We start from the raw sequence: 13,466 nt of genomic DNA on the forward strand, positions 1-13,466 counted from the left end.
CGGGACGCCGATGCGGAAGCATCGGCGGTTTTAGAGGAAATCGAGTGTATTTCATGGGAGCTGTGTCCGAATGGCGGTGGAGTCTTCCTATCACCGTTCTGTCCATTGCGGTGCTGCTTTTTGTCTCCGCTCCGCCTTTTGCGGATAATCAGATTTTTTATAAGTGCGTCGCGGGTAATTGGGCTGTGGATAATTGGATTCTTGAAGAAGGAGATCTCTGGCCCGTACGTTTTTCTGACCATGGGGAATTACTTTCCAATTCTTTGTCCGATGCAAAAGGGAGATCACATTCAGTGGCAGCCAGGAGGCTGTAAACAAGGGGTAACACAGAACCGTCTTTAGGATCTTCCGATCCCGGTATCCCCCCACCCATGCAAGGGCCGCAGCCAACAGGATGCATCCAAGCCAGGAAAACACCAGTCCCACACCAAAGCTGGCACAGAGTGAGAGGAAGGAGCCATTGCCCACAGCTTTAAAGAAGGAAAGCAGGGGAGGGCAAATGGATGCCACCTGTACAAACGATCCGTTGATGATCATAATGGTATCCCAGGCCCTGCGTCCGCCGGTGCGGACGGATGCGGAAAGCAGCTCCGGGGTCTTCTTCTGTGAGACATCCATAATTCCGCTGCACCAACGCATTCTCTGGATCATGGAAATCGCAAAGGAATTCGTTGCTTCATCGAAGGTAATGGCTTTTGGTACGAAACAGATCCGATACCCATGAAGGACACAGAACGTGTAGAACTCTGCATCTTCCGCTATGGTGTCGGTATTCCATCCACCCATTTTTTCCAGTACTTCCCGGTGAACGGCAAACCCTGTGCCATTGAGTCGGGCGGATAAGCCGCAGTTTGTCCTGGCACGGTTGAAAAACAGATCCATCAATGTGAAATAAAGCCCGTAGCATCCGGATATCCAGGAGTCATAAGGATTTTTTACCTTCATTGCACCTTTGGCGATGCGAACCCCGGAGCTCAGTGCATCGTTCATACGGGAAAGAAAATTTGGACCTGCTATGTTGTCTGCATCAAATACACAAAAAGCGTCGTAGTTCTGAGGCAGGAGACAGGCAATCGCTTCATGCAGTACATCTCCTTTTTTGGTCACTCTTCCCATACAATGAAGGATTTTTGCACCGGCAGTGCGGGCTGTCTTTTCTGTTTGATCCGTACAGTTGTTTGGAATCACAAAAATGTCGTAAAGGTCGTCCGGATAATTCTGCGCCCTGAGGCTGTGAATCAGATTTCCGATCACCTCTTCTTCATTCCGTGCAGCAATCAGGCAGGCAAAGCGCGTCTGGGGCGTATGGTGTTGGAAGCCCTTGTTTCGCCGAAAGGCAAAAACTGCAATCACGACAAAGTATGCGCTGTATGCTTTTAAGCAAAGTGCTAAAATGGAAGCAAGCGAGTCGAGCATTGATAAATAACCGCCTTTCATTTGGTATGGTACAAGTTTAGCAGACAGTTTTTAAGCTGCGGCAATGGTTTTGTTTAAGAATTTGTTAAGAAGACCGATCCAGAGGAATTCGAAATTCCGCTTTGAAAAGGTCTCCGTCCACATCCAGACGAAATTCACCATTCTGCAGTTCCACAAGGCTTTTGGCGATGTTCAGGCCCAGTCCGCTGCCTTCGCTTGTACGGGAACTGTCTCCGCGTACAAAGCGTTCCGTCAACTCTTCCACGCTGATGTTCAACCGATTGTGGGAAACGTTTTTAAAGGAAAGGGCAGCGAACCCGTCTTCCTCTGTGATATCAATATACAGTCTTGTGTCGCACTGGGCATACTTGCAGACATTGGAAAGCAGGTTGTCCAAAATACGCCACATCAGTGTTCCGTCGGCAAAGCAGAACAGGGGAGCATCCGGCCGGGTAATGACGGGCTCGATCTGCGCCTCATTCAGGCGCTCCTCGTATTCGCCGACTGCCTGGTCGATGAGTTCCTTTACACTGCAGCGGGAAGGATGGCAGGGCAGGTTCCCGGTAGATGCCCTGGACATTTCAATCAGATCTTCCGTCAGCTTTTTCAGCTTGTGCGCCTGACGGTTGAGCACCTGCAGATACCCGTGCTGCTGTTCCGGGGCGGGGTCTCTTTGAAGCAGATCCACGTAGTTGATGATGGAGGTAAGCGGCGTTTTGATGTCATGGGAAACATTGGAGATCAATTCGGTCTTGAGCCGCTCCGATTTGAGCTGCTGTTCGACGGCAATGCTCATTCCGTTTCCGATGGCGTTGAGATTCTCACCATGGCGTTTCAGGTCCCAGAACATATGGCTCGTATCGACTTTAAGATTCAGATCGCCGGCGGCCAGCTTTTCACCTGCTTTTTGCAGGCTGCGAAGCTGGAGGGAAACAGCGCATGCTGCAAAGACCAGCAGCCCCAGAAGAAAACATAATTGCCCGAAGGCATAATGCGAGGAAAGTTGCAGGATGAACAGGGCAATCACGCCAAAACTTATCATGGTGCGCCATACCATCGGCAGGGAACGGCAGTCACGGAGAATTCCCTGCATGAGCCGATGCAGGAAATTACAGAGCAAGTGGCAGACCATGTAGATAATGGTATTATGCCACCACTTTCCAAGCTTGATTCGTGCACAAAGCGTCATCCATGCAGCCAGAAGAAGCACGGCACAGCCTGTTATGCAGGCAATCAGAGCAATGACAGACCATTTATCGAAGAAATCTCGCATGCCATTTGTACTTTCATAAGCAACTAAAATTATAAAAAAGCCAGCCAGACAGACAAGGACCAGGTATAGATCAAAGGGGATCTTCTCCTGCCATCCGGCAGCTGCTTCCCCGGTTCCGCTGCGCCTGCCGGCTGTGCGGCCCAAAAAGAGAACGAGGATCAGAAGCAGTACGATACCGATTCCACAGACAGCCGCTGCAAGTTTACTCATACTGTACATGGTTACAAACAGCCGGTTTCCCCGGTAAAGCCTGTCCTGTGCAGTGAGTTCGGCGGTAAGGAAACTCCGGATGATGATCCCGTTGTATTTTCCCTGATGTATGGGATGATCCGCTTTTCCATGATTGTTGTACAAAACGGAACCATCTTTTTGATATATGGCAAACCGATAATTGGATACCTTGTTCTGAGCGGAAGAAAAGTTTTTCAGCTCAGAAAGTTCCATTGTGCTGTAATGATGCCACAGCTCATTTTCTTCCTGTGAGACTGCATTTCTGCATATAGCAGTATCGGCAAAGGAAAAGCCCGGTTTATCATGCCAGCCTTCATCATAAGCCAGGATTGCTGATGCGCCATAAGCTGCCAGGACCGGAACCATCACAATGGCAAGAAAAAAAGCTGCAGCCTTTATCCAGAAGTTTCCCGACCAATCAGTGCCTGCCATATCCCTGTTCCTCCATTTTATAGCCGAGCCCCCAGACCACTTTCAGATAACGTGGGTCGGAGGGGTTGGCCTCAATCTTTTGCCGGAGATGCCGGATGTGAACGGCGACGGATCTTTCCGAGCCGATCGACTCTTCCTTCCATACCGATTCATAGATCTGTTCGCTGGAATAGATACGTCCGGGATTTTTAATCAGGAGATTCAAAATCTGAAATTCCAGAGGGGTAAGAGTAACAGGTACGCCGTCCACTGTGACAGATTTGGTTATTTCATTGAGCGAAATGCCGCCTGTTGCATAAGTACCGGGAGAGCTGGTTTCCGTTTTCGATCCGAGCATGGTATACCGGCGCAGCTGGGATTTCACGCGGGCCAGGACTTCTACCGCATCGAACGGCTTTGTGATGTAATCATCCGCACCAATATCAAGGCCCAGCACCTTATCACTGCACTCACTTTTTGCTGTCAGCAGAATGATCGGGACATTGCTTTCCCGGCGCAGTGCTGCGGTTGCAGAAATCCCATCCATTTTGGGCATCATAATATCCATCAGAATCAGGTGAATGTCATGATTGCGGACAACGTCGATTGCCTCTTCACCATTATAGCCCTCAAAGAGGGTGTAATCCCTTCCGGAAAGATATATTTTCAATGCGGCAACAATGTCGCGATCGTCATCACAGATCAGAATGTTGTACAACCCGATTCACCTCACATCCTATCATACCATTTTCGCATGGAAAAAGGAAAGATGCATATTTGTTAAGTATTCATTAAGATTCCCATGTCATACGTATTGTAAACAGGAAGTGTTGTATTCCGTAATGATTTGCAGGCATATACTGCAGTTAAAGTGTATACTTAACGGGACATTTTCCTCTGATGCCGTCTGCTTCCAGACAGAATCAGGTTTCATACCGGGACGGGACGTTAGCGTAAAGTTACCGTAGGGATTAAGAGTAATAAATTACCATAAGGATTGAAAAGAAGGTGGCATCCTGCTAAAATATTGATCATCAACAAAAATATCAAGAAAGGGTGCCACCTTCCATGTACAGTATACAAGATTTTAACGAGTTTGCAAGAAAAACAGAAAATAAGGTAAGAAAATTTTTAAGGGAAGGTAAGGATCTGGCGGAACTGACTCTGGGGCTGCAGGAGGATCTGTTTGAACTTGGTCGGAATATACTGGTGGAGACTCTTGAGGGGATGGATGAACAGCTTCGAAAGTCCGGGGTCAGGAAAAACAATTGGGAGATTGTCAGGAAAGATGAGACAGGGATCTTAACGACCTTTGGAACGATCAAGTATAATAGAACGTATTTTAAGCCAAAGAGTGGTGGCAAAAGGAAATATCTCGTTGATGAGCTTGTTGGTCTTAAGCCACATGACAGAGTGAGTGCAGATGTGGTGATCAATGTGGTGGAAGAGGCCATAGACAGCAGCTACAGGAAAGGTGGAGAAAGAGCCGGATATATGGATGAAATAAGCAAGCAGGCTGTTATGGATAAAATACATAACCTTGAGATCAGCGAACATGAGCATAAGGTGGACAAGAAGAGGGATGTCAGGATACTGTATGTTGAAGCAGATGAAGATCATGTTTCCCTGCAGGGAGAAGACGATAAAAGCAAGATAGCTATGCCCAGGCTGGTTTATGTTCATGAAGGCGTAGATCCCGAAAAAAGCAGCCAAACGAGGACCAGACTTAAAAACGTTAAATATTTTGGCGGCATGTATGATGAGAGTGAGGATCTGTGGCTGGAGGTCATAGAATATATAGACAAGCAGTACAACATGGATTTCATTGAAACCATATACCTTTCCGGGGATGGGGCATCATGGATTAAGGCCGGGCTTGACTGGATTCCCAAAAGCAAGTTTGTGCTGGACAATTTTCATCTTAAGAAATATATGATAACTGCGACTGCACACTTAAACGATGGAGACATCTATCAGGAGTTGAAGGATGCATTGGATTGGCCGGACAAGGACATGGTCAAGGATGTTTTCAAGAAGATCCTCAAACGAACGGTTTCCAAAACGAAGAGGAAGGCAGTTAAGGATGCCAGACGGTACATATTGAATAACTGGCATGGAATAGAGATAAAGGCTGATAAGGGCCATGAACTGATAGGATGCAGTGCCGAAGGTCATATAAGCCATGTGTTTTCAAGCAGGCTAAGCAGCAGGCCTAAGGGATGGTCTGAAAAAGGTGTTGCCAGGATGTCCAAACTTATCGTATATAAGAAAAATGGCGGCAGGATCTATGACCTGGTTATGGCACAGAAGCTTAAGGAGAAGGAGAACAGGAAACATGAATTGCAGGATGAATTAATCAAGGAAGTAAGGAAATCATCAGAAAGCAGATATGCTGGTTCATGGAGTAGCAGCCCAACTGTAATTACCATGGGGAAAAAGACAGGGCTGTTTAATGAGATGAGGAGTATGGCCGGAATACGCTATTAGGCCCTTCATAAAGCTCGTTATGGCGTTTTTAATAGCCGGGACGACATAGATCAAGCGTTTATGCCGCGAAAGCTGCTTGATAACGAGAAGTCGGTGTGGTAGCATTGAGGTACGGCAGCAACCGCTCCAAAGCCTATCCCGCTGTTAGAGATGGCTGCTGCCGACATCTGCCGTAAGCCACACCGGCAGAGGCTCGTTGTCAAGCAGATCGTGGAATAAATGCAGCTGACAAGATTGATTGCTGTTAAAATTAATGAAATCAATCAAGACCACTGTTGCTAGTAAGAATATTTCAGGATGTCTCTATTCTTTCTTTCCCTACAGTAAATTGACGCTATCGGACGGGACCTTGCTCTTGACATGGGATCCGTCCCTTCGGTACAATGTATTTGTTGGCTGCTGTGGAATATTGCCTGATGAAGCCGAAGGATAGATCAAAAGGAATGAAAAATATAAAGATATAGCGAAAGATAGGATTGGAGGTTTCCATGCGAACCTTTCTCATCATTATTTGTGCAGTTGTCTTTCTTTTTTCCGTGTTTCAGATTGCACAGTATTTGTTGGATGCGAAACATACGGAGGATCTCTATACTGATATTGCGGAAACCTACCATAAAGGGGAAATGGATCACCGGGCTGCCGGTCCGGATGGGGAGAACTCACCAGACAGGAACAGTCTGGAGGATGTCCGTAAGATCAATTCGGATGTGGTAGGCTGGATCTCCATTCCCGGTACAAAAATAGATTATCCTGTTGTTCAGGGAGAAGACAATGACTATTATCTTCATCATGATATTCATGGCAGGCAAAACAAGCACGGAACAATTTTTATGGATCATGCCAATCATCCCGGGGAAGACCGAAACCTTGTTATTTATGGTCATCATATGAAGGACGGCACCATGTTTCATGATTTAAAGAGATTCAAGAAGAAGGATTTTTATGACAGGAATAAATCAATCCTTCTGAATATAGAGGGGAAAGCGGTTGAATATGAAATATTCTCAGTCTATATCGTCAATGCGTCTTCCCTGCATCTCAAAGTATCCTTTCCGGATGCGTCTGCCTATCGCTCCTATTTTACGGAAGCAAAAGCAAAGTCCATGTATTCTTCGGATATGGTTTTTTCGGAGGATCGAACCATGCTTACCCTGTTTACCTGTACTTACGAGGAGAAGGATGCCAGACTGATTCTGCATGCCTTTCCGGCAGAGTAATGGTCTGTCCGGCAGAAACGGAAAGGGGAAAAAGCGGCAGATCGCTTTTTTTACTTTTATAAATCCTGAACATTAAATGCGAAATAATTAAAAATGTTCAGAAAAAGCATTGACAGGGCAGAATTCTTTTGGTATATTGAATATGACAAGGATATACTCATATAATCCCGATAATTGGTTTGGGAGTTTCTACTGGGCGGCCGGAACCGCCTGACTATGAGTGGATATCGCTGGTTTTCTCCCAGCCCGTACTATACGCCGGATGTGGCATCCTGGGTGGAACATTCGATGATCCGGCTGACGGTGGAGGCAATGAACCGGGAAGGCAGAACCTTTCGTGGGGTGCTTTATTTTGGGCTGATGCTGACTCCCGACGGGCCAAGGGTATTGGAGTACAATGCCAGATTCGGGGATCCGGAGGCCCAGGTGGTGCTGCCGAGGCTGAAGTCCGACCTGCTGGAGATCATGGAGGCTATAACGGAGAAACGTCTGGACAAGATTTCCATAGAGTGGGAAAAAGAGGCTGCGGTTTGTGTCGTGGCAGCATCCGGCGGATATCCGGGAAGATATAAGAAAGGTCTGCCGATCCATGGATTGGAACAGGCGGAAAAGGAGCACGATATCCTGCTGTTCCATGCAGGCACAAAGCGGACCGAAGCGGGTCTGGTGACAGATGGAGGCAGGGTGCTGGGAGTAACGGCCCTGGGGGATACAGCGGAAGACGCTGCGGAGAAGGCATACCGGCAGATCGGCGCCATCTGCTTCCAGGATATGCAGTATCGAAAGGATATCGGAACGAAAAAAACAGAAAGGGAAAAGGAATGGTTGAAAAAATGAATTTTCTGTCGCAATCTGCTTGACTTCATGGGGGGAATGAGTTAAATTAAGTATGTGGTATGACAAATGAAAATTTATGGATGGAGGAATCTATCCATAGGATACCCACTCATATTAGCCTGCAAATCTGGTGCAGGAGTTTCTACGTGGCGACCGAATCGCCTACGCTATGAGTGTTCAGGGGCCTGGAGTGCAGCAGCCAACAGCTGTTGCACAGACAGGGAGCAGCCGAGGGACACTTATCGGCTGCTTTTTTTGTTGAGACCATACCTGGCTCTGTATTTGGGAGAGATGGAAATTATTTCAGATTAGGAGCAAGGAATCAGGGGAATAAAATTATATAGGGGGAATTAGGAATGGAGAAGTTTTTCAAGCTCGAAGAGAATGGTACCAATGCCCGAACCGAAACTCTTGCTGGTTTCACCACTTTCTTTGCCATGGCTTATATCATCATGGTTAATCCCAGTATGCTGAGTCAGACGGGAATGCCGTGGGGCGCAGTATTTCTTTCCACCATCATCGCTTCCGTTATCGGAACGCTGGTCATGGGTCTGGTGGCCAATGTACCTTATGCTCTGGCTCCCGGCATGGGACTGAATGCGTTTTTTGTCTTTACGGTTGTTTTCAATCTGGGATTCAAATGGCAGGAAGCACTGGCCATGGTTTTTGTCTGCGGTCTGGTGAATATTTTCATTACCGTGACAAAGATCCGGAAGCTTATCATTAAGGCAATCCCGGAAAGCCTTCAGACTGCCATCGGCGGAGGCATCGGTATTTTCATTGCCTATATCGGCATCAAAAATGCAGGATTTCTGACGTTCACTTCGGATCCCGGGACCTACAATCTGCTGGACAGCGGCACCGTTGTTGCCAGTTCTGCTGCGGTACCGGCGTTGTCTCCCATGAACACACCTGCCATACTGCTTGCGATATTTGGATTGGTCCTGATGACGGTTCTTCTTGTAAAAAAGGTAAAAGGAGCTATCATTATTGGCATTGTTGTAACCGCCCTGCTCGGCATTCCCTGCGGCGTAACCAAAATGGGTGAGACCGTAAGCTTTGTCGAAGCATGGAATCAGCTCCCCCGGACGTTCGGAGCAGCGTTCGGCAATCCCGGCCTCCTGTCCCTCTTCAAGGATCCCGCCAGGATTCCGCTTGTATTGATCACGATCTTTTCCTTCAGTCTGTCCGATACGTTTGATACCATTGGTACCTTCATCGGAACCGGACGCAAAACCGGAATCTTTTCCATGGAAGATGAAAAGGCATTGGAGTCCGGCTCCGGATTCAAATCCAAGATGGACAAGGCTTTGTTTGCAGATTCCATTGCCACTTCCATTGGTGCTGTGCTCGGCACATCCAATACCACAACCTATGTGGAAAGTGCGGCAGGGATCGGAGCAGGCGGCCGTACCGGTCTGACCAGCGTAGTGGTGGCCATTCTGTTTGCAGTCAGTGCATTCCTTGCCCCTGTACTCAGTGCGGTTCCCAATGCGGCTACCGCTCCCGCCCTTATTATCGTCGGCATTATGATGCTGTCTGCATTCAAGGACATCAAATGGGATGACATTGATGTGGCAATCCCGGCTTTCTTTGCCGGTATCTTCATGGCGATCTGCTACAGCATCTCCTATGGAATTGCCACTGGCTTCATCTTCTACTGTGTTGTGAAAATTGTCCGGGGAGAAGCCAAAGGGATCAATCCGATTCTGTGGATTGCAACCATCCTGTTTATCCTGAACTTTGTTCTTCTGGCCATTATCTAGAAACAATAAATTCGGATCCTGCGGCGAAACAGCCGCATTGATCGTAAGTCCATAGCAGCAAATAAAAATACGATTCATGAAAGCAGGAGAGTATAAAAAAGCTTTTCCCGGATCTCCGGGAAAAGCTTTTTTACCATTCTTATTCACTTTTTTATATTCATTTCCTCACTGCACGCCAGGAGAGTCGTCCTTACAGGCGGAACGCCTCCATAATGGATTCCACAGCACGTTTTTCATCTTCGCGGGGAAGGACAATAAAAATTTTTGTTTCTGAAGTGCTGATCATTTTCATCCGGATGTCCTGCTCTGCCATGATTTCAAAGATTCTTGAGGCGACTCCGGACTGTCTTTCCATACCGGAACCCTCTATGGTCAGACGGGCAATATCGGAGCAGGCATCGGCTTTTACAGAGGAGTCCCGGACTTTGCATTCCTCCAGAATCTGCATGGCATGATTCAGCTCCTGCTGCGGCAGGGTGAAGGAAAGGCGGATACCACCGTTTTCTGGTACCGCTTGACTGATCAGATTGATGACAATGTTGTGCTGTGCCAGCTTCCCGAAAATCTTTGCTGCAAATGTCGGATCATCCGAGCCGCAGTTTACAGTGACCATGGCTTCTTCATTGTTTGTATGGATATTCGTAATGGCATTCTGATCCAGCATGATATCCTTCATGTTGTACAGGCCTGTCTTTTTGCCTGCCAGATATTGAACAGTTGTCAAAGCCCCAAGTGCGAAAATCTGCTTTGACTGCGCCTGGTGCGTGATTTCCAGTGTTTCATCCGGCCCGGCGAAAAGGACCGAATGTTCCCCGGCAATGGTGCCGCCCCGTATGGAATGGATCCCGATTTCATCTATGGAACGCTTGTCGGATCTGGAATGTCTCCCGTAAACATAGTGCCTGGAGTTTAAAAACGCCCTGTTTGCCGCTTCTGCCAGGGAGTAGGCTGTGCCGCTGGGAGAGTCCACTTTCTGATTGTGATGTTTCTCGATGATTTCAATATCAAAGCGTTCTCCCAGAACCGAAGCGGCCTGGTTTACCAGCTCATACATCAGATTCACACCCATGGCCATGTTGGCCGCCTGGAAAATTGCAATTTCCTTCGATGCCTGTCGGATTTGCTCCATATTCCGCTCAGACAGTCCCGTGGTGGCAATGACCAGGGGCGTTTTGCTTTTCCCTGCATATTCCAGCAGATCGGGCAGGGCGGAAGGAGAGGAAAAGTCCAGAATCACGTCTCCCTGTTCCGTCATGTCTGAAAATCTTTCATACACGGGGAAAGGATTGGATTTATTTCCGGAATACTTATCAATTCCGGCAACGATCCGGATGTCCGGATTCGTATTTGCTGCACCGACAACGGTTTGACCCATTTTTCCGTTGCAGCCGTGCAGAATCAATTTTATCATAGGTAAAATACCTCCGTTCGGTTACATTAATCCATATTCGTGCATTTGCTGTTTCAGCAGGGACAGATGATTTTCCGCCATATCGGCAAGAGGCAGGCGAAGCGGACCCATATCGAATCCCATGAGATTTATGGCCGTTTTGACCGGAATGGGATTGACTTCACAGAACAAGGCGTCGATGAGGGGAAGAAGCTTCAGCTGCAGATCCAGGCTCTCCTTCACATGGCCGGCCAGAAACTCCGCCACCATCTGATGGGTATCCCGGGGAGCAACATTGGCCACGACGGAGACAACTCCTTTCCCACCGGCAGCCAGCAGCGGAACCACCATATTGTCGTTTCCTGAATAGATGTCAATCGATTCGCCGCAGAGGCGACGCATCTCCAATACCTGGGCAATGTCCCCGCTGGCTTCCTTGATGCCAATGATGTGCGGCAGCCTGGAAAGCTCCTTCAATGCTGTGGGGGATACGTTCATACCGGTCCGGCCGGGCACATTGTAGATGATAATGGGAATATGGACGGCATCATTGATTTCCCGGTAATGGGCAATGAGCCCTCTTGCGTTGGTTTTGTTATAGTAGGGGGTAACTGCCAGGACGGCATCCGCTCCCAGCTTTTCCGCTTCCATGGAGGCTCGGACGACTTCGGCAGTATGATTTCCTCCGACTCCGGCCAGCACCGGCAGCCGTTTTGCGGTTTTCTCCACGGTATATCGGATGACGGAGGCTTTTTCCTCCCTGGACATGGTAGCCGGCTCTCCGGTTGTACCACAGACCAGCAAAGCATCTGTCCCCTGTTCCATCTGGAATGCAATGGTTTTGCCCAGAGCTTCCAGGTTGATTCCTTCCTGGCTGAACGGTGTCGCCATGGCGACACAGGAACCGGTAAAAAGACTCATGATAACGTCACCTTTCCTTTCTTTATTCTGTCAATTGTCAATCTGCTCTTTTTTGTCTGTCTGGTTCTTTCAGTCTGTCTGCCAACTGTTTTCCTGTCTTAATTTTCCCTTTTGCCAGAAATCAATCAGCCGCTGTGCGATTTGTACGGTGTTGGTCGCCGCTCCCTTGCGGATATTGTCTGCCACGACCCAGAGGTTCACGCCACTGTTCACGCTTTCATCCCGGCGGATTCTCCCGACAAAGATCTCATCCCGGTCCGCGGTGTCAATTGGCATGGGGTAGCGGCATTTGGCCGGATCGTCCACCACCACAATGCCTTCTGCATGGGAAAGGGCCTGTTTCAGATCATCGAGTTCAAATTCCTTTTCAAACTCCACATTGATGGATTCACTGTGGCAGTAGAATACAGGTACCCGTACGGCGGTGGCTGTGATGGCAAGTGAGGAATCCCCCAGTATTTTTCTTGTCTCGTTTACCAACTTCATTTCTTCCCTGGTATAGCCATTCTCCAGAAAATCATCGATGTGAGGCAGACAGTTTCCGAAAATGGGATGCGGGAATTTCTTCGGCGCTTCTCCGTGCATGCCCCGTTCCAAATCGGAATAACCCTGCATTCCTGCTCCGGAGACCGCCTGATAGGTGGAATAGATGATCCTTTTGATCTGATAGCGGTCGTGCAGGGGCTTCAGCGGAACGACCGCCTGAATGGTGGAGCAGTTGGGATTGGAAAGGATGCCGTGATGCCGGAGGATATCCTGAGGATTCACCTCGGGTACCACCAGGGGAACCTTCGGATCCATTCTCCAGGCACTGCTGTTGTCAATGACGACAATTCCCTTCTCTGCAGCGATGGGAGCAAATTTCCTGCTGACTTCCGCTCCGGCGGAAAAGAGTGCAATGTCAATGTTCTTTCCGTCAAAACATGTCTCGGTCAGCTCTTCCACGGTAAACTCCCGCCCCATGAACGGACATTTTTTCCCTGCGGAACGGGCGGACGCAAACAGGTAATAGTTTTCGACCGGCAGTTTTCTTTCCTGAAGCACCTGTAGAAATTTGCGTCCCACCATTCCGGTGGCTCCTACAATGGCGATGTTATATTTTTTCAATGTCGTTTCCCCCCGTTTTCTGCCTTCCTGCATATTGAAACAGGAAGATACTTCCTTATCAAGCTATGCAGAAAGCAAGACAAAAAGTTCCGGATGCCCGTATCCTGTTTCCCCCGAAAAACAAAAAACGGCTGATCTTATCAGCCGCCTCAGACTCAAGCAGCATCACATAATATATGATATATGCCGCTTATAAAAGCAGTATGCTCCATCCACAGTCGGATGACCCGGAATCCTTTTTTTTCATCATAACATCACCGCTGTGGAATGTCAATCGTTTCAAATAATTTGAAATGATATGAGGCCAGGGTTACAGGGTTGTATTGTATAATCGGTACATTTGGAATATAATAAAAATCGGGAAAAAGTCCTGCTTCATATGGGGAAAAAGAATCGGGGAGGGTTTCTCA

The 13,466-nt window shown here is 48.1% G+C and carries 10 protein-coding genes, 1 pseudogene and 2 riboswitches; of the genes and pseudogenes, 4 read left to right on the forward strand and 7 right to left on the reverse strand.

Annotated features, from left to right (window positions below):
• Positions 1–90: 90 nt before the first annotated feature.
• The 3 genes from QBE55_09055 to QBE55_09065 form a co-directional block, all read right to left on the reverse strand.
• Positions 91–1,416 carry a glycosyltransferase family 2 protein gene (locus tag QBE55_09055; GenBank protein WZL77705.1) on the reverse strand — a complete coding sequence of 442 codons (1,326 nt, stop codon included), beginning with the start codon at positions 1,414–1,416 and terminating at the stop codon, positions 91–93.
• Positions 1,417–1,501: 85 nt separating this feature from the next.
• Positions 1,502–3,352, reverse strand: a complete 1,851-nt coding sequence (locus QBE55_09060) for a HAMP domain-containing sensor histidine kinase (protein ID WZL77706.1) — start codon at positions 3,350–3,352, stop codon at positions 1,502–1,504.
• On the reverse strand, positions 3,339–4,049 hold the full coding sequence (locus QBE55_09065) for a response regulator transcription factor (protein ID WZL77707.1): 711 nt from the start codon (positions 4,047–4,049) through the stop codon (positions 3,339–3,341). Before QBE55_09065 ends, QBE55_09060 begins: the two co-directional genes overlap by 14 nt.
• Before the next feature lie 350 nt (positions 4,050–4,399).
• Here QBE55_09065 and QBE55_09070 point away from each other — a divergent pair, with 350 nt between their 5' ends.
• From QBE55_09070 to QBE55_09085, 4 genes are all read left to right on the forward strand, one after another.
• Positions 4,400–5,818: an ISLre2 family transposase gene (locus tag QBE55_09070; GenBank protein WZL77708.1), complete on the forward strand. Its 1,419-nt coding sequence runs from the start codon at positions 4,400–4,402 to the stop codon at positions 5,816–5,818.
• Positions 5,819–6,306: 488 nt separating this feature from the next.
• The gene (gene srtB / locus QBE55_09075; GenBank protein WZL77709.1) at positions 6,307–7,035 is read left to right on the forward strand and encodes a class B sortase; all 729 of its coding nucleotides are present in this window, start codon (positions 6,307–6,309) and stop codon (positions 7,033–7,035) included.
• A 137-nt stretch (positions 7,036–7,172) separates the two neighbouring features.
• Positions 7,173–7,272, forward strand: a riboswitch (purine riboswitch).
• Positions 7,252–7,872 (forward strand): phosphoribosylglycinamide synthetase C domain-containing protein, encoded by a 621-nt coding sequence (locus tag QBE55_09080; GenBank protein ID WZL77710.1) that lies wholly within the window; start codon positions 7,252–7,254, stop codon positions 7,870–7,872. (Overlaps the previous riboswitch by 21 nt.)
• 89 nt (positions 7,873–7,961) lie before the next feature.
• Positions 7,962–8,062: riboswitch (purine riboswitch) on the forward strand.
• Between the two features lie 166 nt (positions 8,063–8,228).
• Positions 8,229–9,638, forward strand: coding sequence for an NCS2 family permease (locus QBE55_09085; protein ID WZL77711.1), 1,410 nt, complete (start codon positions 8,229–8,231; stop codon positions 9,636–9,638).
• Between the two features lie 190 nt (positions 9,639–9,828).
• Here QBE55_09085 and QBE55_09090 read toward each other — a convergent pair whose 3' ends face one another.
• The 4 genes and pseudogenes from QBE55_09090 to QBE55_09105 all read right to left on the reverse strand — a co-directional run bounded on the left by QBE55_09090 (position 9,829) and on the right by QBE55_09105 (position 13,056).
• Positions 9,829–9,993 (reverse strand): ACT domain-containing protein, encoded by a 165-nt coding sequence (locus tag QBE55_09090; protein ID WZL79908.1) that lies wholly within the window; start codon positions 9,991–9,993, stop codon positions 9,829–9,831.
• A 297-nt stretch (positions 9,994–10,290) separates the two neighbouring features.
• Positions 10,291–11,049, reverse strand: a pseudogene (gene dapB / locus QBE55_09095) (4-hydroxy-tetrahydrodipicolinate reductase).
• Between the two features lie 21 nt (positions 11,050–11,070).
• Complete coding sequence (gene dapA / locus QBE55_09100; GenBank protein ID WZL77712.1) at positions 11,071–11,949, reverse strand: 4-hydroxy-tetrahydrodipicolinate synthase; 879 nt, start codon at positions 11,947–11,949, stop codon at positions 11,071–11,073.
• Positions 11,950–12,018: 69 nt separating this feature from the next.
• The gene (locus tag QBE55_09105; GenBank protein WZL77713.1) at positions 12,019–13,056 is read right to left on the reverse strand and encodes an aspartate-semialdehyde dehydrogenase; all 1,038 of its coding nucleotides are present in this window, start codon (positions 13,054–13,056) and stop codon (positions 12,019–12,021) included.
• Positions 13,057–13,466: the final 410 nt, after the last annotated feature.

The sequence above is a fragment of the Eubacteriales bacterium mix99 genome (genome assembly GCA_038396605.1).
Classification (GTDB): Bacteria; Bacillota; Clostridia; order Caldicoprobacterales; family DTU083; genus UBA4874.

Excerpts from the sequence above, each read along its gene's own strand:
- QBE55_09070 (WZL77708.1), top strand. The coding sequence starts at position 4,400 with ATGTACAGTATACAAGATTTTAACGAGTTTGCAAGAAAAACAGAAAAT.
- QBE55_09090 (WZL79908.1), bottom strand. The coding sequence starts at position 9,993 with ATGGAAAGACAGTCCGGAGTCGCCTCAAGAATCTTTGAAATCATGGCA.
- QBE55_09055 (WZL77705.1), bottom strand. The coding sequence starts at position 1,416 with ATGCTCGACTCGCTTGCTTCCATTTTAGCACTTTGCTTAAAAGCATAC.
- srtB (WZL77709.1), top strand. The coding sequence starts at position 6,307 with ATGCGAACCTTTCTCATCATTATTTGTGCAGTTGTCTTTCTTTTTTCC.
- QBE55_09060 (WZL77706.1), bottom strand. The coding sequence starts at position 3,352 with ATGGCAGGCACTGATTGGTCGGGAAACTTCTGGATAAAGGCTGCAGCT.
- QBE55_09080 (WZL77710.1), top strand. The coding sequence starts at position 7,252 with ATGAGTGGATATCGCTGGTTTTCTCCCAGCCCGTACTATACGCCGGAT.
- dapA (WZL77712.1), bottom strand. The coding sequence starts at position 11,949 with ATGAGTCTTTTTACCGGTTCCTGTGTCGCCATGGCGACACCGTTCAGC.
- QBE55_09085 (WZL77711.1), top strand. The coding sequence starts at position 8,229 with ATGGAGAAGTTTTTCAAGCTCGAAGAGAATGGTACCAATGCCCGAACC.